Raw genomic sequence first — 21,979 nt, forward strand, 5'->3', positions numbered from 1 at the left:
TGCCCTGAGTGCCCTCCCACCGGGAAGACATTCAGGGCATTACGCGCATTTACCGTGCCGTCACTGGGCGTAGAAGGTCGCGTCCGCCCGGTCGGTGGCGGTGCTCACCGTCTGCACGTTCAGCAGGTACTCCCAGTGCCGGACGTATCGCCCCGGGTAGTTGTAGGACTCGTACGACACGCCCGCCGGGTCCGCGAGTCCGGCGCGCTGCCGGAAGGTGGCGTCGGACGCGAACTGCGTGCTGCCGTCGTTCTTCTCCAGCCACACCTCGAAGTTCTCGTGCCGCAGGTAGTGGCCGGGGAAGTTGGCGGATTCCAGCGAGACGGTGCCGCTGCCGGCGAGGCCGGGCACGACCCGGAACTGCGAGTCGGCGAGCTTGGCGACGTTCGCCTCGACACGGGCCCGGTAGTCGTAGTGGCGGACGAACCGGTCCGGGAGGTTGTACGAGGAGAAACGCTGCGGGGTGACCCCGTCGGCCACCGGGATGCCGAAGTTCGGGGTGCCGTCGGCGTTCCAGTAGACCTTCTGCACGCGGGTGCGGCGGTTGGGGTCGTTGAGGGGGTCGCCGCTGATGTCCTTGTAGCTGCGGTCGTGGTACACGAGGATGTCGCTCCTGCCGTCCTCGGAGACGGTGAAGGAGTTGTGGCCCGGGCCGTACTGGCTGGTCGCGGCGCTGCTCGCGAACACCGGGGTGGGGCTCTTGCTCCAGGACGCCCGGCTGAGCAGGTTCGCGCTCGCGGAGGCGGTGAGCATGCCCAGGCAGTAGTTGGCGTCGGTGGCGCTCGCGGAGTACGTCATGAAGACCTTGCCGCCGCGCTGGATCACGGCCGGACCCTCGTTGACCTTGTAGCCGACCGTCTCCCAGGCGTAGGTGGGCCGCGACAGCATCACCGGAGTGCCGGTGATCGTCCAGGGGTTGGCCATCTTCGCGAGGTAGACGTCGGTGTTGTTGTTCACGGACGGGTCGCGCTGCGCCCAGGCCAGGTAGCGCACGCCGCCCACGACGAACGTCGTGGCGTCGAGCGAGAAGCTCTCCCACTGGGTTTTGATCTGGCCCTTCTCCGTCCAGGAGGCGGTGAGCGGGTTGGCGCCGGTGCCCTCCAGGACGTACATCCGGATCGCCCACACGTCGTCGGTGGCGCCGGCGGCGAAGTACACGTACCACTTGCCGTCGATGAAGTGGATCTCCGGCGCCCAGATGTGAGCGCCCATCACACCGCTGGCGTGCTTGGTCCAGATGGTGGTCTCGGGGGCCGTCTTCAGGCCCTGGATGGTGGTCGCCCGGCGCAGCACGATGCGGTCGTACTCGGGGACGGTCGCGGTGAAGTAGTAGTAGCCGTCGGTGTGTTTGAAGATGTGCGGGTCGGCCCGCTTCTCGGCGATCGGGTTGGTGTAGGTGACGGCGGGGGAGTCGGGCACGGCGGCCTGGGCGGGCACGCTCGCCAGACAGGTCGCGAGAGCGACGAGGACGGCCAGGAGCAGCCGTACGGCCATACGTCTCAAGGGAGTTCTCCGGGGGATCGGGCGGTGGGTACGAGCCGCCTCTGTCCGTCATGTCGAACGCAGTTCGTGAATTCGGCCAGGAATGCGGTCAGAAGATAAGGGGGGCTCTCACCCTCGTCAACGGTTCGGACAGGCGCGAGCGAGGATGAGGCTTCCGGGCGGAGCCCGACACGGTGCCGTGTCCGTGCCCGTGCCCGGCCGTAAGGTGGACACATGGCTCGTACGGCGGCGAAGTCGCCCGTCGCGCTCACGGTCCGGCCGTCGGCGCCCCCGCTCCTGGCGCTGATCGGCGCGATGGGCTACGCGGAGGGGCGGTTCGCGCACTCCGCCGAGCTGGCCCTGCCGACCGGCGCGGCGCAACTGCTGGTGAACCTCGACGTGGACGCCCTGTCCTCGTCCCCGCTGGGGCGCGGCGCGGACCGGCGCACCCGGGGCGCGGCCGTGCACGGGCCGTTCTCGGAGCCGGCCGTGATCGACCCGGCGCAGCAGCGGGCCGTCCTGTGGGTGGCGTTCCGGCCCGCGGGCGCGTACCCCTTCCTCGCCGCCCCGGTCTCCGCCGTCCGCGACGAGCTCGTGGGCCTCGACGAACTGTGGGGCACGGACGGTGCGGTGCTGCGCGAGCGGCTGCTGGAGGCCGTGTCCGCCGGAGGCCCGCGGGCCGGGCTGCGGGAGCTGGAGACGGCCCTGCTGGGGCGGGCGGAACACCCCTTGGAGCCCGATCCGGCGGTCCGCCTCGCCGCGGCCCTGCTCGATCGCGGCACACCCGTGGGCGAGGTCGCCGACCGGCTCGGCTGGACCGCGCGGCGGCTGACCCGCAGCTGCACCGAACAGCTGGGGCTCCCGCCCAAGCGCTATGCGCGGATCCGGCGCTTCCAGCGGCTGCTGCGCCGCGTGAACGCCGGGGGCGGGCCGCCGGACTGGGCGGTCCTCGCCGCGGACTGCGGCTACCACGACCAGGCCCATCTGATCCACGAGTTCCGCGCGCTCGCCGGGATCACCCCGACCGCGTACGCACCGCGCTCGCCCCTCGAACGCAACCACGTTCCGCTCGACGGGTGACCGGCTCCGCCCGGCCGGCCGTTTTCTACAATCCACGCCCCCCGGAACCCGCGATCGTGAAGGCATGACGAACGCAACCGGCGAACCCGCCGTCACCCGCCTCTACGCACGGCTCGTGGTCTCCGACGGAGCCCGGGCGATCGACTTCTACCGGGACGCGCTCGGCGCCGAGGAGACCGAGCGGTACACCGGCCCCGACGGGAAGATCGTGCACGCCATGCTGCGGCTGGGCGGCACGGCGATCGCGGTCAAGGACGCCGACACCGGCGACCCGGCGCCGACGTCCCTCGGCGGCAGCCCGGTGATCATGGCGCTCGACGTGTCCGACGCCGACGCCGTGTCCGAAGCCATGGTGCGGTGCGGGGCGACGGTGGTGTACCCCGTCGCCGACCAGCACTACGGTCAGCGCGGCGGCCGCCTGGCCGACCCGTTCGGCCATCTCTGGATGATCTCCCAGACGATCGAGGACCTGACCCCCGAGGAAATCCAGCGGCGCACCGACGAGTTGTTCACCTGACCGGCGGCGTCAGTGCGCCCGCACGGCCGGTTCCTTCACCGCCGCGTTCGCGTCCACCTTGCCGCCCGGGTGCCGCAGGGCGCACAGGAAGCCGATGCCCAGGGCGATGGCCATGCCGTAGAACACCCACTGGTTGGCCTCGGCGAAGTCCATGCGGATCGCGGACATCGACTCCCGGGTCGCCTCGGCGGCGGGTCCGGTGCCGGTGGGCGGCTGGGAGTCGCCGCTGCCGGTGATCGACTCGGTGACGTCGCGGGCCACGGTGTTCGCGTCCCCGGCGGACATGCCCTTGGACGTCAGGGTGCCCACCACCTTGTCGGTCGTGACGTGGGTCAGGATCGTGCCGTAGATGGCGAGGCCCACGCTCGCCGCGTAGTTGCGCACGGTCTGGGTGATGCCGGTGACCTCGCCGTACGAGGCGCCGATGGCCCGGTTGACGGCGTCCGTGGAGGCCGGCGCCAGGACGAAGCCGATGCCGGCCCCCGCCAGGGCCGCGTAGGGCCACTGGTCGTGCATGGACAGGTCGGTGAGCTTGCCCGCCCACAGGGCGAAGCCGACGCAGCCCACGGCCGTGCCGAGCTTCAGCGCGGGGCGCGCGCCCTGCTTGTCGAGGATCCGGCCGCCCCACTGCGAGGCGATGGCGAAGCCCACGAAGAAGTACAGCAGGAACAGGGCCGCCTGGTTCGGCGAGGCGCTCAGGGACACCTGGGCGTACACGGAGGTGAAGAAGAACAGCGGGACGAAGGCGAGCATCGAGAAGAACAGCACCGCCGCGTCCATGGTGAACGCCTTGTCCCGGAAGACCCGCAGGTCGATCAGCGGATGCTCCCCCCGCCGCTCGAAGCGGACGAACCCGGCGAGAATCGCGAGGCCGCCCGCGATGCACACCCAGGTCGCCCAGCTGTCCCAGCCCCAGGACCAGGCCTGCTGGAAGCCGAGGACGCTCAGGCCCATGCCGGCCGCGATCAGGGCGGCGCCCGGGACGTCCAGGGTGCCGGACCGCCGCCGGTCGGAGATGTGCGCCATGGCCGTGAGGACCAGCGCCACGATCGCCACGGGGACGTTGACCCAGAACACGGCCCGCCAGGTCCAGTTCGTCAGCCAGCCGCCCAGCAGCGGGCCGACGGCGGTCAGCGCGCCGGTGACGCCGAAGAACAGGGCGAGGGCGCGCCCGCGCCGCTCGACCGGGAACACCGCCACCACCACGGCCAGCGCCGCTGGGAACAGCAGTGCCGCCCCGAGCCCCTGGGTGGCGCGGAAGACGATCAGCCAGGCCTGTGCGGCGCCGCCCTCGGGGACGCAGCCGCACAGCACCGACGAGACGACGAAGACCAGCGTGCCGATCACGACGACCCGGCGCGGCCCGTAGAGGTCCGCGAGACGGCCGCCGAGGGCGAAGAACGCCGCGAGGGCCAGCAGATAGGCGTTGACCACCCACTGCATGCCGGAGGACGACAGACCCAGTTCGCGGACGATGTCCGGGGCCGCGATCGACACGATGGTCTGGTCGATGAAGGTCATGGCGACGGCGAACATCATCGCCGCCAGCGCGACAGTCTGCTGCGGTGCGGATCGGGAGGGGGCCGCGGCCTCGCCGCGCCCCGGGCGCGTGCTGCTCACGCCCTCAGTCTGCGCCGGGCCCTGCCGTGTCGCATCACAGGACTCTTTCGCCCCGGGCGGCACACTGATACCCCCGAACACGTCTCACGGCAACCCCTCGGCGGTGTGAGGACAACCTCCTCGGCCATGTGACCACGGCCCGCCACGGATGCCGCGTCGAACGTGCAGGATGCGGGCACCAAGGAGGACAGGCAGTCGAACGACGGGAGAGGCAGACGATGGTCCCAGCGGAACCGCAACCCCAGGGGATCGGCATACCGGCCGAATCCACTGCGGGCGAGACCAGGGTGGCGGCGACGCCGGCCACCGTGGGGAGACTCGTCGCGCTCGGGTACGACGTGACGGTCGAACCGGGAGCGGGAGCCTCGTCCCGCTTCTCCGACGCGGCCTACGAGGAGGCGGGAGCCCGGCTCGGCGACCCGTGGCAGGCGGAGATCCTGCTGAAGGTCAACGCCCCCTCGAGTGAGGAGATCGGCCGGCTGCCCGACGGGGCGACACTGATCGCGCTGATCAGCCCCGCCCTCAACCCGGAACTGGTCGAGGAACTGGCACGGCGTCCCATCACCGTGCTCGCCATGGACGCCGTGCCGCGCATCTCGCGCGCCCAGTCCCTGGACGTCCTCAGCTCGATGGCGAACATCGCCGGCTACCGGGCCGTGGTCGAGGCCGCGCACGCCTTCGGCCGGTTCTTCACCGGCCAGGTCACCGCCGCCGGCAAGGTGCCGCCCGCCAAGGTGCTGGTGGCCGGAGCCGGAGTGGCCGGCCTCGCCGCGGTCGGAGCGGCCCGCAGCCTCGGCGCCGTGGTCCGCGCCACCGACCCCCGGCCCGAGGTCGCCGAGCAAGTGCGCTCCCTGGGCGGCGAGTTCCTCGCGGTGAGCGCCCAGCAGGAGGTCAGCACCGACGGCTACGCCAAGGCCACCTCGGACGACTACAACCGGCTCGCCGCGCAGCTGTACGCCGAGCAGGCGGCCGACGTCGACATCATCATCACCACCGCGCTGATCCCGGGCCGCCCGGCGCCGAGGCTGATCACCGCCGAGGACGTCGCGCGCATGAAGCCCGGCAGCGTGATCGTCGACATGGCCGCGGCGCAGGGCGGCAACGTCGAGGGCACGGTCGCCGGGAAGGCCGTCGTCACCGACAACGACGTGACGATCATCGGCTACACCGACCTGCCCGGACGGCTCCCCGCCCAGGCCTCGCAGCTGTACGGCACGAACATCGTCAACCTGTTGAAGCTGCTCACCCCCGGCAAGGACGGGCGGCTCGTCCTCGACTTCGACGACGTGGTGCAGCGGTCGATGACCGTGGTCCGCGAGGGCGAGAAGACCTGGCCGCCGCCCCCGGTCCAGGTGTCCGCCGCGCCCGCCGCCGCACCGGTCCCGGAGGCCGCGGCCCCGGCCGAGGCCCCGGCGAAGCCCGCCCGCCCCGCCTGGTCCTCGTACGCCCTGGTCGCTGCCGGAGCGCTCGCGCTGTTCCTCGTGACGGCCTTCTCACCGAGCGAACTCCTCGGCCACTTCACGGTGTTCGTCCTGGCGATCGTCATCGGCTTCTACGTCATCGGCAATGTGCACCACGCACTGCACACCCCGCTGATGTCGGTCACCAACGCCATCTCCGGCATCGTCGTGGTCGGCGCGCTGTTGCAGATCGGGCACGGGGACACCGCCGTCACCGTGCTGTCGTTCGCCGCGATCCTGCTGGCGAGCATCAACATCTTCGGCGGATTCGCCGTCACCCGCCGCATGCTCGGCATGTTCTCGAAGGGCTGATCAGGGATGACCACAGACACGGCCGCCCAGGCCGCCTACGTCGTCGCCGCGCTGCTGTTCATCCTCAGCCTCGCCGGCCTCTCCCAGCACAAGACGTCCCGTTCCGGAGTCGTCTGGGGCATCGCGGGCATGGTCGTCGCCCTGGCCGCCACGGTCGGGCTCGCCTCCCGCAGCATCACCGCGACCGGGCTCGTGCTGATCGCCGTCGCCACGGCCCTCGGCGCGGGCATCGGACTGTGGCGGGCCCGGGTGGTCGAGATGACCGGCATGCCGGAGCTGATCGCCATCATGCACAGCCTCGTCGGCCTCGCCGCCGCGTTCGTCGGCTGGAACGGCTACCTCGACGTCGACGCCGGGCTCTCCGGTTCGCTGCTGGCCATCCATCACGCCGAGGTGTTCATCGGGGTGTTCATCGGCGCCGTCACCTTCACGGGTTCCGTCGTCGCGTACCTGAAGCTCTCGGCACGCATCAACTCCCGCCCGCTCACGCTGCCGGGCAAGCACGTCCTCAACATCGGCGCGCTCGTCGCCTTCGTCGGGCTCACGGCGGCGTTCGTCGTACGCCCCGGCATGGGCCTGCTCATCGCCGTCACCGTGATCGCGCTCGCCCTCGGCGCGCACCTGGTCGCCTCCATCGGCGGCGGTGACATGCCGGTGGTCGTCTCCATGCTGAACAGCTACTCCGGCTGGGCCGCCGCCGCTTCGGGCTTCCTGCTCGCCAACAACCTGCTCATCGTCACCGGCGCGCTGGTCGGCTCCTCCGGTGCCTACCTGTCGTACATCATGTGCAAGGCGATGAACCGCTCCTTCATCTCGGTGATCGCCGGTGGTTTCGGCACCCCGGCGGCAGCCGCGGACGAGGGCGAGCAGGGCGAGCACCGGGAGATCAACGCCGAGGAGACCGCGGAACTCCTCGGCAACGCCACCTCGGTGATCATCACCCCGGGCTACGGCATGGCCGTCGCCCAGGCCCAGTACCCGGTCGCCGAACTGGCGCGCAAGCTGCGCGACCGGGGCGTGGAGGTGCGGTTCGGTATCCACCCCGTGGCCGGCCGGCTGCCCGGGCACATGAACGTGCTGCTCGCCGAGGCCAACGTGCCGTACGACATCGTCCTGGAGATGGACGAGATCAACGACGACTTCGCCGCCACCTCGGTCGTCCTGGTCATCGGCGCCAACGACACGGTCAACCCGGCCGCCACCGACAATCCGTCCAGCCCCATCGCCGGGATGCCGGTCCTGCACGTATGGGAGGCGGCCAACGTGGTCGTCTTCAAGCGCTCCATGGCCGCCGGCTACGCGGGCGTGCAGAACCCGCTGTTCTTCCGCGAGAACACCCAGATGCTCTTCGGCGACGCCAAGCAGCGCGTCGAGGACATCCTGCGCGGTCTCGACGCCCTGGACGCACCGGTCCCGGAGATGGCCGGCACGTCGCGCTGAGCGCGGTGCCCCGCCGGCACGGCCGGCGGGGCACGGGCGTGGGGATGCGGTCGGCAACGTATCGGCGTTGACTGATGAACAGAGGCACCACGGCAACGCCCGGCAGGCACGAACTGACGCAGCCGCGTTGCGACATCGTCATGTTGCGGAGTCAACCATGGCCCATCGGCATCGGATGCGAGTGTGCGCGGGACTGACCGCTGCTCTACTGGCCGTTTCGGGTGGTTACGCCTTCGCCGCGCCGAACGACGAGATGACCCAGGACATCGAAACAGCCGTGCAGGGCGTCGACGCGTACTGGAAAGCCCACTGGTCCGAGTTCTTTACGGAGACGTACGTCCCGCCCGCTGTCCTGGGCGAGTACGACGGCGCTTCTCCCGACGTCCCTACCTGCGACGGGGAACCGCTGGACGACGACAACGCCGTCTACTGCAGCACGGACGAGGACTACGTCGCCTGGGACACCGACCTCATGCGCTTCGGCTACGAGTACGGAGACGCGTTCGTGTACCTGGTCGTCGCGCACGAGTGGGGTCATGCGATACAGAACCGCCTCGACGCGGAACTCCAGACGGTGGACGCTGAATTGCAGGCGGACTGCCTGGCCGGTGCGGAACTGGAGGGCGCCGCGCAGGACGGAACGGTCGTCTTCGAGCGGGGGGACGTCGACGAGGTGCATACGGCCCTTGTCCGCGACGCCGACAAGACCCCCTGGACGAAGGAAGGAGACCACGGAAGCGCCTCCGAGCGGGTCGACGCCTTCACCATGGGGCAGGAACTGGGGGTCGAGGCATGCCTGCCGCAAGAGGTGTCCGCCGAAGGCGCGACCGCCCTCGACCGGTAGAGCGGAACCGGGATCCGGAACGCCGCGAGGCCGGCCCGACACACGTCGGGCCGGCCTCGCGGCGGTGCCGGGGTCAGTCCGTGCCGGACTCCATCGCGGCCCGGTCCAGCCACGCGTCCTCCTCCGAGACCGCGCCCCGGGAGGCGATGGCCTCGGCGCCGCCCTGCGGCAGCTCCGGCATGGTGCCGATCAGCCCGGTCGCGGCGGCCTGGGAGGCGCCGATGGTGGGGCTGCCGGTGCCGATCAGGCCCATGCCGGCGTACTGCTCCAGCTTGGCGCGGGAGTCGGCGATGTCGAGGTTGCGCATGGTGAGCTGGCCGATCCGGTCCACCGGGCCGAACGCGGAGTCCTCGGTGCGCTCCATGGACAGCTTGTCCGGGTGGTAGCTGAACGCCGGGCCCGTGGTGTCGAGGATCGAGTAGTCCTCGCCGCGCCGCAGCCGCAGCGTCACCTCGCCGGTGACGGCGGCGCCGACCCAGCGCTGGAGCGACTCACGGATCATCAGCGCCTGCGGGTCCAGCCAGCGGCCCTCGTACATCAGCCGGCCGAGGCGCCGGCCCTCGGCGTGGTACTGGGCGAGGGTGTCCTCGTTGTGGATCGCGTTGACGAGGCGCTCGTAGGCGGCGTGCAGCAGGGCCATGCCCGGGGCCTCGTAGATGCCGCGGCTCTTGGCCTCGATGATCCGGTTCTCGATCTGGTCCGACATGCCGAGGCCGTGCCGGCCGCCGATGGCGTTGGCCTCCATCACCAGGTCGACGGGGGAGGCGAACTCCTTGCCGTCGATCGACACCGGGCGGCCCTCGGAGAAGCCGATCGTGACGTCCTCGGCGGCGATCTCGACCGACGGGTCCCAGAACCGGACGCCCATGATCGGCTCGACGGTCTCGACGCCGGTGTCCAGGTGCTCCAGGGTCTTGGCCTCGTGGGTGGCGCCCCAGATGTTGGCGTCCGTGGAGTACGCCTTCTCCGTGCTGTCCCGGTAGGGCAGGCCGTGCGCCAGCAGCCACTCCGACATTTCCTTGCGGCCGCCGAGCTCGGTCACGAAGGCCGCGTCCAGCCAGGGCTTGTAGATCCGCAGGTGCGGGTTGGCGAGCAGGCCGTAGCGGTAGAACCGCTCGATGTCGTTGCCCTTGAACGTCGAGCCGTCGCCCCAGATCTGGACGTCGTCCTCCAGCATCGCCCGCACCAGCAGCGTGCCGGTGACGGCGCGGCCGAGCGGGGTGGTGTTGAAGTACGCCCGCCCGCCCGAGCGGATGTGGAACGCGCCGCAGGTCAGTGCGGCCAGGCCCTCCTCGACGAGCGCCGCACGGCAGTCGACCAGGCGCGCGATCTCGGCCCCGTACGTCTTGGCACGGCCGGGCACCGAGGCGATGTCGGGCTCGTCGTACTGGCCGATGTCGGCGGTGTAGGTGCAGGGGACGGCGCCCTTGTCGCGCATCCACGCGACCGCGACGGAGGTGTCGAGACCGCCCGAGAAGGCGATGCCGACGCGCTCGCCGGCGGGCAGGGAGGTGAGGACCTTGGACATAGAAAGAGTATGTATCACTTTGCATAGTCATGCAAGCCGGGCATGCGAAATCGCCGTCCCGGTTGCTTCCGGTTCAGGAACCCGCCGCCTCGGAGCCGCCGCCGAGCGCGCCGAGGATCCGCTCGGCGGCCAGCGTCGGGGTGAGCTCGCCCTCCCGGACCCGCTGCTCCAGCTCGGGCGCCAGAGCCCGTACCGCCGGGTCGGCCTGGAGGCGGCCGAGGAGTTCGTCGCGGACCATGGTCCAGGTCCAGTCGACCTGCTGGTCGCGGCGCTTGGCGGTGAGGCGGCCGGTCGAGTCCAGCAGGGTGCGGTGCTGTTCTAGGCGCTCCCACACGGTGTCGAGGCCGGTCGACTCGCGGGCGCTGCAGTGCAGCACCGGCGGCGTCCAGAACGCGTCCTTTCCGTGCATCAGCCGCAGCGCGCCCGACAGCTCACGCGCGGCGGCACGGGCGTCGCCCTCGTGCGGCCCGTCCGCCTTGTTGACGGCGATCACGTCGGCGAGTTCCAGGACGCCCTTCTTGATGCCCTGGAGCTGGTCGCCCGTGCGGGCCAGGGTGAGCAGCAGGAAGGTGTCGACCATGTTCGCGACCGCGGTCTCGGACTGGCCGACGCCGACCGTCTCCACCAGGATCACGTCGTAGCCGGCCGCCTCCATCACCACGATCGACTCGCGGGTTGCCTTGGCGACCCCGCCCAGCGTGCCCGCCGTGGGGGAGGGGCGCACGAACGCCGCCGGGTCCACGGCCAGGCGCTCCATCCGGGTCTTGTCACCCAGGATCGAACCGCCCGTACGGCTGGAGGACGGGTCGACGGCCAGGACCGCCACCCGGTGTCCGAGCGAGGTCAGCAGCGTGCCGAACGCGTCGATGAACGTCGACTTGCCCACGCCCGGCACTCCGCTGACGCCGATCCGCCGGGCCCGGCCGCTGTGCGGCAGCAACGCGGTCAGCAGTTCCTGGGCCAGCACCCGGTGCTGGGGCCGCGTCGACTCGACGAGTGTGATGGCACGGGCGATGATCGCCCGCTTCCCGTCGAGCACGCCCTTCACATACGCGTCGACATCGATCACAGGTCGTGCCCGAGGTCGCCCGACAGCCGCTGCACCAGGTCGTACGCCGCGTCCGGGATCACCGTCCCGGGCGGGAAGACGGCCGCGGCGCCCATCTCCAGCAGCGTCGGCACGTCCTGCGGCGGGATCACCCCGCCGACCACGATCATGATGTCCTCGCGCCCCTCCTCGGCCAGCGCCTCGCGCAGCGCCGGGACGAGGGTGAGGTGACCGGCCGCCAGCGACGACACACCGACGATGTGCACGTCCGCCTCGACGGCCTGCCGGGCCACCTCGGCGGGCGTCTGGAACAGCGGGCCGACGTCCACGTCGAAGCCGAGGTCGGCGAAGGCCGTCGCGATCACCTTCTGGCCGCGGTCGTGGCCGTCCTGGCCCATCTTCGCGACCAGGATGCGCGGACGGCGGCCCTCGGCCTCCTCGAAGGCGGACACCAGGGTGCGGGTGCGGTCCACGCTCGGGGACTCTCCGGTTTCGTTGCGGTACACGCCGGAGATCGTACGGATCTGCCCCGCGTGCCGGCCGTACACCTTCTCCAGGGCGTCGGAGATCTCCCCGACGGTGGCCTTCGCGCGGGCCGCGTGCACCGCCAGCTCCAGCAGGTTGCCCTCGCCGCCGGCGGCCCGGGTCAGCGCGTCCAGCGCGTCCTGGCAGGCCCGCTCGTCCCGCTCCGCGCGCAGCCGCCGCAGCTTCTCGATCTGCTGTGCCCGCACGGAGGAGTTGTCGACCTTCAGGACGTCGATCTGCTCGTCGGTCTCGACGCGGTACTTGTTGACGCCGATGACCGGCTGGCGGCCCGAGTCGATCCGGGCCTGAGTACGGGCCGCGGCCTCCTCGATACGCAGCTTCGGGATGCCCGCGTCGATGGCCTTGGCCATGCCGCCCGCGGCCTCGACCTCCTCGATGTGCTGCCAGGCCCGCCGGGCCAGGTCGTACGTCAGCTTCTCCACGTACGCGCTGCCGCCCCACGGGTCGATCACGCGGGTCGTGCCGGACTCCTGCTGGAGCAGCAGCTGCGTGTTGCGGGCGATGCGCGCCGAGAAGTCGGTGGGCAGCGCGAGCGCCTCGTCGAGGGCGTTGGTGTGCAGCGACTGCGTGTGCCCCTGCGTCGCCGCCATGGCCTCCACGCAGGTGCGCGTCACGTTGTTGAACACGTCCTGCGCGGTCAGCGACCAGCCCGAGGTCTGCGAATGGGTGCGCAGGGACAGCGACTTGGCGTTCTGCGGGTCGAACTGCTTCACCAGCTTCGCCCACAGCAGGCGCGCCGCCCGCAGCTTGGCGACCTCCATGAAGAAGTTCATGCCGATCGCCCAGAAGAACGACAGCCGCGGCGCGAACGCGTCCACGTCCAGGCCGGCTTCGCGGCCCGCGCGGATGTACTCCACACCGTCCGCGAGCGTGTACGCCAGCTCCAGGTCGGCCGTCGCACCCGCCTCCTGGATGTGGTAACCGGAGATGGAGATGGAGTTGTACCGGGGCATCCGCTGCGAGGTGAAGGCGAAGATGTCGGAGATGATCCGCATCGACGGCTTCGGCGGATAGATGTAGGTGTTGCGGACCATGAACTCCTTGAGGATGTCGTTCTGGATGGTCCCGGCCAGCTTCTCGGGCGGCACGCCCTGTTCCTCGGCGGCGACGATGTACAGCGCCAGCACCGGCAGCACGGCGCCGTTCATCGTCATCGACACCGTCATCTTGTCCAGCGGGATCCCGTCGAACAGCTGCCGCATGTCGTAGATCGAGTCGATCGCCACGCCCGCCATGCCGACATCGCCGGTCACCCGCGGGTGGTCGCTGTCGTAGCCGCGGTGCGTGGGCAGGTCGAAGGCGACCGACAGGCCCTTCTGGCCGGCCGCGAGGTTGCGGCGGTAGAAGGCGTTGGACTCCTCGGCCGTGGAGAAGCCGGCGTACTGGCGGATGGTCCAGGGCTGGTTGGCGTACATCGTCGGGTACGGGCCGCGCAGGAACGGCGCCGCACCCGGGTACGTGTCCAGGAAGTCCAGGCCCTCCAGGTCACGGCCGGTGTAGAGCGGCTTGACGGCGATGCCCTCCGGGGTCTCCCAGAGCAGGTCGTCCCCGCCGGACGCGTTCTTCACCGCCGTACGCCACTCGTCGGCGCCGCCGTCGGGGGCCGGGGTGCCCAGCTCGATCCCGGAGAAGTCGGGGACGGACGGGCCGGAAGGGGCGGACATCAGGACACTCCCATGCGGTCGAGGGTCGCGGACAGCACGGCCACGGCGTCGCAGCCCGCGAAGACGTACGCGTCGACACCGGGGTACTCCCCGGGGCGGCCCGCGAGGAACACATGCCGTGCACCGGCGGCCTTCAGGGTCTGGACGGTGGCCTCGGCCTGCTCCGCGTACAGCGCGTCGCTGGAGCACAGCACGGCTTCCGTCGTGCCGCTCTCCTCGAAGGTGCCCTCGGTGACGGGCTCGATGCCGCCGGCCTGGAAGAGGTTCGAGGCGAAGGTGAGGCGGGCCGTGTGGGCGGCGGCCGGGCCCAGCGCGGCGAGGTAGATCCGGGGCCGGGAGCCGGTCGCGGCGAGGTGCCGGTCGGAGCGGGCGCGCAGCGCCTCGTACGCCTCGTCGCGGCGTACGCGCGGCAGTCCGCCGGAGGGCGGCTCGGGTGCGCTCTCGCGCACGACCGGCTTCTCCGCGAGGAACGGGAACTCGCTGACACCGGTGATGGGTTCGCGCCGCTTGGCCAGCAGGCCCGCGCGGGCCTGCCAGGTCTCGGCGAGATCCCGCTCCAGGTCGCCCGACCGCAGGGCGGCCGGCATGCCGCCGAGCCGCTCGATCCGCTGGAAGAACTCCCAGCCCGCGTGGGCGAGTTCGTCGGTGAGCCGCTCCACGTACCAGGAGCCGCCCGCCGGGTCGATCACCCGGGACAGGTGCGACTCCTCGATGAGGATCGTGGAGGTGTTGCGGGCGATACGCCGCGCGAACGCGTCCGGCAGGCCGAGGGCGTGGTCGAAGGGCAGCACGGTGACCGCGTCGGCCCCGCCCGCCCCGGCGGCCAGCGTGGCGATCGTCGAGCGCAGCATGTTCACCCACGGGTCGCGGCGCGTCATCATCACCGGCGACGTCACGACGTGCTGGAGCTGCGCCCCCGCGCGCGGCGCCCCGCAGACCTCGGCGACCCGGGCCCACAGCCGACGGGCGGCCCGCAGCTTGGCGATCGTCAGGAACTGGTCCGCGGTCGCCGCGTACCGGAACTCCAGCTGCGCACAGGCCTGTTCGACGTCCAGCCCGGCCCCGGTCAGCTCACGCAGGTACGCCACCCCGGTGGCCAGCGAACTGCCCAGCTCCTGGGCGGCCGAGCCGCCGGCCTCGTGATACGGCAGCGCGTCCACGGTCAGCGCCCGCAGCCCCGGGTACTCCCCGGCGCACAGTCGCGCCAGCTCCGCCGCCGGTGCGGTGTCGCACCGCTCCCCGGTACGGGCCTCGTGCCCGAGCGGATCCGCGCCCAGGTTGCCGCGCGCCGCGTCCCTGGCGACACCCCGCTCCTCGTAGACCCGCAGCAACTCCCGCGCGGCGGGCTCGGCATCGCGCCCCGCGTCGAGGACGACGGGAGCCAGGTCGAGGTACACGCCGTCGAGGACCCGGCCGAGGTCCGGCACCGCGATGCCGCCTTCCCCCACCGTCAGCCAGAGGGAGGTGACGCCGTTCTCCAGGTCCCCGAGCACCGCGTCACGGTCGGCCGCCGTGTGCCGTTGCCGTACGTCCCAGCCGCCGACCGTGTTCCCCTCGGCGCGGCCGCCACGTACAAAGGGGGCGAAACCAGGAAAACCCGGCTCAGGTGCGGACTCGTGGGCGGTGTAGAGAGGGCGGGTGCGCAACCCGTCCTCCAACGCGGTGGACAGGGCTTCCTCGGCCTCGGCCCCCTCGACGTCCTTGCCCGATTTGCGCAGCACACCCGCCACAAGGCGCTGCCACTGCTCATGGGGCACGTCAGGGAACTCGCCGGCCAGCTCAAGCCCGTCGTCAGGCAGGACCGTCATGCTCGGATGCTAGGTCACGGACACGAACGAGCAGCAGAGGGAACGGCTGTGACCTTGCCCTCGCCCTGGCTGTGACCTCGCTCTCCCCGCCCCTGCGGCCGGGATCGCCGCCCATGCTAGCGATCCGCCCGCCCGCGGGGGCCCGGTGCGCCAAGGTGCCGCCAAGCCCGCCCCCCCCATGCCCCGGTCGCCCGAAATGTACCTCGCAGGTGACCTTTTTGAGTACGTGACCGAATAGGCCGCGATATTTTCGCTTCCGTGGAACGCGGTGTAACGCGGCGGCAATCGCAAGGCGCAGTAGGGGGCAGAAAAGGTCGGCCGAAACCGAATCCCGCTCTCGATGTCATGCGCGTGGGCGACGGGCCGACGAAGGAATGCGTCAGATGGGATTTCTCGTGAACGGCACAGACCCGGCCTCCGCGTATCAGCCGTACGACCAGCCGCCGCCGCCCGACCGCACCGCCCGCCATCAGGCGACCGCGCGGCGCACGGCACTCACGATCTGCACGGTCGCCGACCTCGCGGCCGGTCTTCTGGGGTTGTGGATCGTGCTCTATCTCCTCGACGCCAATCAAGGAAATGCCTTCGTCGAGTTCGTGCACGGAACGGCGGACTGGCTCTCCGGATGGGCGCAGGACATTTTCACCATGGACACAGAAAGTCTGCGCGTCGTCCTCAATTACGGTCTTCCCGCGGTCATCTATTTGCTGATCGGTCACGGAATCGCCGCCCGGATCAACAGGGCCTGACGGCCGTATGCGCAGGCGACGGCCCGTAGTCGACTCGACCGCGGGCCATGCGGCGCAGCGCACACCACAACAAGGTGGCCGTCGGCAGTATGCGCGCTCGGCGCCGGGGTAGACGAACGACCGAAAGGCCACTGAGCAACACGAACAACAATGAAAGAGCCCCATATGGTCATCCCGCTTATGAAGCAGGCGGAAGATGAGCCGGGCGCGGACGAGCAGACCGGCTTGCGCTACGGCGCGTTCTGGGCCGATGGCGCAGCATGCGCCGTCGAGGCGCGCCGGGCGCTGCAGGCCCTCCTGGCGCACGTACCGTGTACCGGCCGCACCCCCGTGCCGGCCCCGCTGGCGATCGACGCCGAACTGGTCGTCAGCGAACTGGTCACCAACGCGATCCGGCACGCTCCCGGCCCCTGCGGGATGATCCTGCGGCTTTCCGGCGACGGACTGGCCATCACCGTGTGGGACACCTCCACCGAGCAGCCGGTGGTCAGAAAGCGCGACGGGCAGCGCTTCGGCGGACACGGCATGCACGTGGTGCACACGGTCAGCAGCGAAGTCGCCGTCACGTCCCTCGGCAACGGCAAGCAGATCACCGCCTATCTGCGCCCGGCGGTCAGCGCCACCTCTGCCGCTTGACGCCCACGACCTGACCTTCTCCCGGCAGTGCTCACCACCCGGTGAACAGCAGATGATTGAGGAGCAGCGCGAGCAGCGCCTGGGCGGTGAGCCAGGCGCGCGGGCGGGTGAGGAACGCGCCTGCCGGGAGCAGCCACAGGGCGAAGGGGAGCCAGATGCGTTCCGTCTCCGCCTTGCTCATGCCGGACAGGTCGGCGACCAGCAGGGCGAGGAGCGCGGCGGACACGAGGAACGCGAGACGGACGCCGGCCCGGGGCTCGGTGCGACGCCGGACCAGTACGGCTCCGGTCCGCCGCAGTCCCGCCGCCGTCGCCAGTCCCGTGACGAGAACCGTGCAGGCCAGGTTGGCCCACACCCAGTAGCCGTAGGGGCGGATGCCGCCCGCCCCCTGGGCGTAGCGCGTGACCAGCAGGTGGTAGGCCTCCCACCAGTCGAAGCCCGCGAGCGTGAACACCGTGGGGACCACCGCCAAGCCGGCGAGCAGCGCCGCCGGCAGGGCCGGGCGCTCCCGGACGCCGTGGCGGCCGAGCACCAGGACCGCCGCCGCGATCAGCGCGACGAGCGTGAGGCCGTACGACAGGTAGCAGGTCAGGCCGAACAGCAGCCCGGAGGCGCCCGCCCATCCCAGGGACCCCCGGGTGACCGCCAGAGCGAGCAGTGCCACCGCCCACGCCGCCACGGCCGCGAAGTACGCGTCCGCCGAGGTGCCCATCCACACGGCCGCCGGGGCCAGGACCAGGAAGGGGGCCGCCCGGCGGGCGAGTGCCTCGTCGGCGAGGGCGCGGATCGTGACCAGTACGGCCACGCAGGCGGTCGCCCCGACGGTGATGCACCACATCCCGGCCCAGCCCCCGCCCCGCAGCCCGATCCGGTCGAGCAGCACGAAGGTGAGGGTGGCGGCGGGCGGGTGCCCGGCGATGTGGGCGGGCCAGTTGTCGGGGGAGTCGAGCAGGATGTGCTGGGTGAAGTCCCGCAGCGCTGCCGGGATGTCGTGGAAGCGGTCGATGACCTGGAGGTACTCGTGGCGGGTGGTGAGCCGGTGGGCGATGCCCCGGTCCCAGCCGTCGACCAGGGCGAGGGAGAGGATCCACGTCATGGCCGTGCCCCAGGCGGCCGGGAGCAGGGCACGCCAGGGGAGACGGGCTGCCAGGGCGGGGCCGTGGGTGACGGTGACGATCGCCACCAGGACGGCCGCCGGGGTACCGGGACCCAGATGCGGCCTCCAGGACGCCAGCAGCGGCGGCCAATTCACGAACAGCGTGCGGCTGGTCTCCTGGATGTGGCCGCCGACCAGGACGGACGCCGTCACGAGCAGCGCGGCGACCCCGGCGGCGCAGAGGTCGCGGCGCAGACGGCCGGGGGGCTCGGACTCGTGGGTCTGTGCCGGGGCGGGCAGGGTGCGGATCACACCGGCACGCTAGGCCGCCCGGCCGGTCGTGGACCGCCGACCGGGCCCGATGTCAGCGTTTCGTCATGGGTCGCGCACCCTTTCGCGGGGTGCTCGCGGCCTACCGTCGGCTCATGCGAGACGATCCACGCGATCCGCGGCTCCCCACGTCCCCCGGCTTCTGGCGCAGTCCCCTGCGCGGCCCCTGGTTCACCTCGGTGCTGGGCCTCGTCCTGCTCGCCGGCATCACGGTGCTGTTCGTGACGGGACTCCTCTCGTACGCCGCCTACAACCCGGACCTGTCGCCGGTCAACGACAAGACCCCGGACAAGGGGCTCCTCGGCTTCTACCTCTTCGCCTGGCCGACGAACCCGCACTGGCTGTACCGGCTGAACCAGGGCGTCCACGTCACCCTCGGCATCACCCTGATCCCCGTCCTGCTCGCCAAGCTGTGGTCCGTGGTGCCGAGGCTGTTCGCCCTGCCGCCGGCCCGCTCGCTCGCGCACGCCCTGGAGCGGGTCTCGCTGCTGCTGCTGGTCGGCGGCGGGCTGTTCGAGTTCGTGACCGGCGTCCTCAACGTCCAGCTCGACTACGTCTTCCCGGGCTCGTTCTACCCCCTGCACTTCTACGGCGCCTGGGTGTTCTTCGCGGCCTTCGTGGCCCACGCGCTGCTGAAGGCGCCCACGGCACTGCGCAATCTGCGGCAGCTGCGGGAGGAGAAGAACGACCTGGTGTCCCCGCGCCCCGCCGAGCCGACCATCACCCGGCGGGGCGCCCTGTGGTTCGTCGGGGGCGGCTCGCTGCTGCTGTTCGCCACGACCGTGGGGCAGAACTTCGGCGGCCCGCTGCGGCGCACCGCCCTCCTCGCCCCGCACGGCGGCGGGGAACCCGGCAGCGGCCCGAACGGCTTCCAGATCAACAAGACCGCCGCGTACGCGCGGATCGACCCGGCGGAAGCGGCCGAGGACGCGTGGCGGCTCGTCGTGACGGGGCGTACCGGCACCATCCGTCTCAGCCGCACCCAGCTCGCCGAACTGCCCCAGCACAGCTCGGCGTTGCCCATCGCCTGCGTGGAGGGCTGGTCCACACCGGACCTGTGGTGGCGCGGAGTGCGGCTGCGCGACCTCGCGGCCCTCGTCGGGTACGAGGACGATCCGCCGGACGTGTTCGTCGAGTCCCTCCAGCGGCACGGAGCCTTCCGGAAGGCCGCCCTGCGCGCCAACCAGGTGGCCGACCCCCGCTCCCTCCTCGCCCTGTACGTCAACGGCGAGGAACTGTCCCCCGACCACGGCTACCCGGCGCGGATCATCGTGCCCGCGGCGCCCGGTGTGCTGAACACCAAGTGGGTGGCCCGGATGACGTTCGGAGACCTGTGATGCGAGGACGCTTCGTCATCGGCAGCCCCCTGCAACTCCTGCTGCTGTCCTGCTCGTTCGCCCTCGCGGCCTACGCGGGGGTGCGCCTGCTCGCCGGCGACTGGTTCGGCGTGGCGCTGTGGGTCGTGGGCGCGGCGCTGCTGCACGACCTCGTGCTGCTGCCGCTGTACGCGGCGGCGGACCGGGCGGTGGTACGGGGGCTCGGCGCGGTCCGCCGCCGGCGGTGGGCGATGTACGTGCGCGTACCGGCGGCCCTCTCCGGGCTGCTGCTCCTCGTGTGGTTCCCGCTGATCAGCGGCATGGTCGAGGAGCGCTACCGGTCCGGCACCGGCCTGCCGGCGGACGTGTTCCTCGCGCGCTGGCTGCTGATCACCGCGGTCCTCTTCGCAGGCTCTGCGCTGCTGCTGGCGCTGCGGCTGCGCAGGGCGGCGAAGCGCCGTCCGCCGGCCGTCCACTGACCGGCCTGCTCCCAGGTGCCCTGTGCGTACCCGAGCAGCGCGCGGGTGCCGAGCCGGGCCCACGGGAAGGGGGCGCCCGCGGAGGTGCGGGCGTCGGTGATGTGGACGCGCACGCGTTCGTCGACGTCCGCGGGGGCGGTCTCGGCGATCAGCAGACCGCCGGGGCGCAGGAGCGAGGCGACCCGCTCCAGCAGGGCCCGCGGGTCGCCGCCGATGCCGATGTTGCCGTCCATGAGCAGCACGGTCTCCCAGCGGCCCTCGCCGGGCAGGTGCTCGAAGACGGACCGCCGCAGCGCCTGGCCCCCGAGCCGGACGGTGTGCTCCACGGCGGCCTCGCTGACGTCGATCCCGAGGGAGGCCCGCCCCCGGGCGGCCAGTTCCGCCACGAGCCGCCCGGGCCCGCACCCGACGTCCAGCACGGTCCCCTCGCACCGGTCGAGCACGTCCCGGTCGACCGCGTCGGCCCGGGCGCACCAGCGTTCCACCTCCAGCGGCAGCAGCCAGCCGTCGGTGCGCCGCAGGAACAGGGGGCCGCGGCCGGCGCGCAGGGCGGCGTCGTAGGGGCCGGCGGCGGCCCAGGCCACGGCGGTGGCCGGTGGGGCGCTCATCGGGGACCCGCGGGGCGCGATACCGGCTCGGCGACAGGCCCCCCGGCCGCCGTACAGCGGACCAGCCGGGCCGCGAAGCGCCCTCGCGGGGCGAGCGCTGCGACCGCGTGGGCGTCGGCGGCGGTGTCGACGTCCCGCAGCCGCGGCAGGTCGCGCACGCGCAGCCCCGCGGCGACCAGCCGCTCCCGCTGCACGGCACCCGTCACCGGCGTCGACATGGGCACGCCCCGCAGCAGAGCGGGGTCCGGACAGGCCAGGCCGAGGGCCCAGAAACCGCCGTCCTCCGCCGGGCCGAACCAGGCGTCGCAGTCGGCGAAGTCCACGGTGAGCAGCTCCGGGGTCACCTGCGGGGTGTCCATGCCGATGAGCAGGGCCGGGCCGGCGCAGCGCGCGAAGGCCTGCGCCAGCCGCTCGTCCAGACCGCCCGCGCACTGCGCCAGGACGTCGAAACCGGGCGGCAACCAGGGGCCGGGGGCACCGTCGAGCACGAGGACGCGCCGGGTGGCGGGCGTGGCGGCGACGGCGTGCAGCGTGTCCGCGAGGGCTGCCTCGGCCAGTTCGGCCGCCTGCCGGGGTGTGAACGGCGGCGTGAGCCGCGTCTTCACCCGCCCCGGTCGCGGCTCCTTGGCGATGACGAGGAGGGTGGTCAACGGAGGGTGCCCCCTTCATGCGCGGGCGTCTCGGCCAGCACGCGGCTCATGTCCCGTACGGCCTGCCAGGTACCGCGCCATGTGCCGGTCACCTTCGAGGCCCCGGTGCGCGGCAGATACGGCACGTCGTGCTCGGCGATCCGCCACCCCGCGTCGGCCGCGCGGACGACCATCTGGAGCGGGTAGCCGCTGCGCCGGTCGCTGAGGCCGAGGGCGAGCAGCGGCTCACGGCGGGCGGCGCGCAGGGGACCGAGGTCGTGCAGGCGCAGGCCGGTGCGGCGGCGCAGCATCCGCGCGAGCGCGAGATTGCCGGCCCGCGCATGCGGCGGCCAGGCGCCTCGCCCCTGCGGACGGCGCCGCCCGAGCACCAGGTCGGCCGTCCCGTCGCGCACCTCGCGCACGAAGGGGACCAGGAGCCCCGGGTCGAGGGAGGCGTCGCAGTCGCAGAAGCACACCACGTCGGCGGTGGCGGCCGTCAGCCCGGCGTGGCAGGCGGCGCCGAAGCCCCGCCGCGGCTCGTGCACCACGGTCGCGCCCCACGCGCGGGCGACTTGAGCCGAGCCATCCGTGGAACCGTTGTCGACGACGAGTGCGCGCCAGCCCGGCGGGATCCGTTCGAGGACCCAGGGAAGGGCCTCGGCCTCGTTCAGGCAGGGCAGCACCACGTCGACGTCCGAAGGTGTCGTCATCACGGGTTCACCCTACGAACGCGAATCAGACATACCGGGCCATCGCTCCTTACGAAACGCGGACGTCGGAGGCCAGG

General features: G+C 71.8%; 18 protein-coding genes. 8 read left to right on the plus strand and 10 right to left on the minus strand.

From position 1 onward, the window contains the following. Positions 1-60: 60 nt before the first annotated feature. On the minus strand, positions 61-1,494 hold the full coding sequence (locus AB0G20_RS39335) for a family 43 glycosylhydrolase (protein ID WP_361311716.1): 1,434 nt from the start codon (positions 1,492-1,494) through the stop codon (positions 61-63). A 222-nt stretch (positions 1,495-1,716) separates the two neighbouring features. Here AB0G20_RS39335 and AB0G20_RS39340 point away from each other — a divergent pair, with 222 nt between their 5' ends. Both AB0G20_RS39340 and AB0G20_RS39345 read left to right on the plus strand, forming a co-directional pair. After that, positions 1,717-2,562: an AraC family transcriptional regulator gene (locus AB0G20_RS39340; RefSeq protein ID WP_361311655.1), complete on the plus strand. Its 846-nt coding sequence runs from the start codon at positions 1,717-1,719 to the stop codon at positions 2,560-2,562. Between the two features lie 64 nt (positions 2,563-2,626). Further along, entirely contained in the window at positions 2,627-3,079 is a 453-nt protein-coding gene (locus tag AB0G20_RS39345) for a VOC family protein (protein ID WP_361311658.1), read from the plus strand. Between the two features lie 9 nt (positions 3,080-3,088). On the opposite strand, the gene AB0G20_RS39350 is transcribed toward AB0G20_RS39345, so the two are convergent. Beyond that, on the minus strand, positions 3,089-4,618 hold the full coding sequence (locus tag AB0G20_RS39350) for an MFS transporter (protein WP_361311719.1): 1,530 nt from the start codon (positions 4,616-4,618) through the stop codon (positions 3,089-3,091). Positions 4,619-4,917: 299 nt separating this feature from the next. Here AB0G20_RS39350 and AB0G20_RS39355 point away from each other — a divergent pair, with 299 nt between their 5' ends. From AB0G20_RS39355 to AB0G20_RS39365, 3 genes are all read left to right on the plus strand, one after another. After that, positions 4,918-6,471, plus strand: coding sequence for a Re/Si-specific NAD(P)(+) transhydrogenase subunit alpha (locus AB0G20_RS39355; RefSeq protein ID WP_361311661.1), 1,554 nt, complete (start codon positions 4,918-4,920; stop codon positions 6,469-6,471). 6 nt (positions 6,472-6,477) lie between these two features. Further along, positions 6,478-7,911: a Re/Si-specific NAD(P)(+) transhydrogenase subunit beta gene (pntB, locus tag AB0G20_RS39360; RefSeq protein WP_361311664.1), complete on the plus strand. Its 1,434-nt coding sequence runs from the start codon at positions 6,478-6,480 to the stop codon at positions 7,909-7,911. A 157-nt stretch (positions 7,912-8,068) separates the two neighbouring features. Next, on the plus strand, positions 8,069-8,755 hold the full coding sequence (locus AB0G20_RS39365) for a hypothetical protein (protein WP_361311666.1): 687 nt from the start codon (positions 8,069-8,071) through the stop codon (positions 8,753-8,755). Positions 8,756-8,828: 73 nt separating this feature from the next. On the opposite strand, the gene argG is transcribed toward AB0G20_RS39365, so the two are convergent. The 4 genes from argG to AB0G20_RS39385 all read right to left on the minus strand — a co-directional run bounded on the left by argG (position 8,829) and on the right by AB0G20_RS39385 (position 15,349). Then, positions 8,829-10,283, minus strand: a complete 1,455-nt coding sequence (gene argG, locus AB0G20_RS39370) for an argininosuccinate synthase (RefSeq protein ID WP_361311668.1) — start codon at positions 10,281-10,283, stop codon at positions 8,829-8,831. A 73-nt stretch (positions 10,284-10,356) separates the two neighbouring features. Then, positions 10,357-11,352, minus strand: a complete 996-nt coding sequence (gene meaB, locus AB0G20_RS39375) for a methylmalonyl Co-A mutase-associated GTPase MeaB (RefSeq protein WP_361311670.1) — start codon at positions 11,350-11,352, stop codon at positions 10,357-10,359. Next, the gene (scpA, locus tag AB0G20_RS39380) at positions 11,349-13,541 is read right to left on the minus strand and encodes a methylmalonyl-CoA mutase (RefSeq protein WP_361311672.1); all 2,193 of its coding nucleotides are present in this window, start codon (positions 13,539-13,541) and stop codon (positions 11,349-11,351) included. The genes meaB and scpA overlap by 4 nt, the downstream gene beginning before the upstream one ends. Beyond that, the gene (locus AB0G20_RS39385) at positions 13,541-15,349 is read right to left on the minus strand and encodes a methylmalonyl-CoA mutase family protein (RefSeq protein ID WP_361311675.1); all 1,809 of its coding nucleotides are present in this window, start codon (positions 15,347-15,349) and stop codon (positions 13,541-13,543) included. Before AB0G20_RS39385 ends, scpA begins: the two co-directional genes overlap by 1 nt. Before the next feature lie 383 nt (positions 15,350-15,732). On the opposite strand from AB0G20_RS39385, the gene AB0G20_RS39390 reads away from it, so the two are divergent. Both AB0G20_RS39390 and AB0G20_RS39395 read left to right on the plus strand, forming a co-directional pair. Further along, positions 15,733-16,098 (plus strand): hypothetical protein, encoded by a 366-nt coding sequence (locus AB0G20_RS39390; protein ID WP_361311678.1) that lies wholly within the window; start codon positions 15,733-15,735, stop codon positions 16,096-16,098. A 180-nt stretch (positions 16,099-16,278) separates the two neighbouring features. Continuing rightward, the gene (locus AB0G20_RS39395) at positions 16,279-16,734 is read left to right on the plus strand and encodes an ATP-binding protein (protein WP_361311680.1); all 456 of its coding nucleotides are present in this window, start codon (positions 16,279-16,281) and stop codon (positions 16,732-16,734) included. 31 nt (positions 16,735-16,765) lie between these two features. Here the strand turns inward: AB0G20_RS39395 and AB0G20_RS39400 are convergent, their stop codons facing one another. After that, positions 16,766-18,139 (minus strand): hypothetical protein, encoded by a 1,374-nt coding sequence (locus AB0G20_RS39400; RefSeq protein WP_361311721.1) that lies wholly within the window; start codon positions 18,137-18,139, stop codon positions 16,766-16,768. Positions 18,140-18,255: 116 nt separating this feature from the next. Here AB0G20_RS39400 and AB0G20_RS39405 point away from each other — a divergent pair, with 116 nt between their 5' ends. Beyond that, positions 18,256-19,497, plus strand: a complete 1,242-nt coding sequence (locus AB0G20_RS39405; protein WP_361311683.1) for a molybdopterin-dependent oxidoreductase — start codon at positions 18,256-18,258, stop codon at positions 19,495-19,497. 313 nt (positions 19,498-19,810) lie between these two features. Here the strand turns inward: AB0G20_RS39405 and AB0G20_RS39410 are convergent, their stop codons facing one another. Genes AB0G20_RS39410 through AB0G20_RS39420 form a run of 3 tightly spaced genes read right to left on the minus strand, consistent with a single transcriptional unit; the run spans position 19,811 to position 21,902 of the window. Continuing rightward, positions 19,811-20,563: a class I SAM-dependent methyltransferase gene (locus AB0G20_RS39410; protein WP_361311685.1), complete on the minus strand. Its 753-nt coding sequence runs from the start codon at positions 20,561-20,563 to the stop codon at positions 19,811-19,813. Continuing rightward, positions 20,560-21,213, minus strand: a complete 654-nt coding sequence (locus AB0G20_RS39415) for a DUF2064 domain-containing protein (protein WP_361311687.1) — start codon at positions 21,211-21,213, stop codon at positions 20,560-20,562. The genes AB0G20_RS39410 and AB0G20_RS39415 overlap by 4 nt, the downstream gene beginning before the upstream one ends. Next, positions 21,210-21,902: a glycosyltransferase family 2 protein gene (locus tag AB0G20_RS39420; RefSeq protein ID WP_361311689.1), complete on the minus strand. Its 693-nt coding sequence runs from the start codon at positions 21,900-21,902 to the stop codon at positions 21,210-21,212. Before AB0G20_RS39420 ends, AB0G20_RS39415 begins: the two co-directional genes overlap by 4 nt. Between the last annotated feature and the right edge of the window lie 77 nt (positions 21,903-21,979).

Origin of the sequence: Streptomyces sp. NPDC024017, from assembly GCF_040638895.1 — a bacterium.
Lineage (GTDB): Bacteria > Actinomycetota > Actinomycetes > Streptomycetales > Streptomycetaceae > Streptomyces.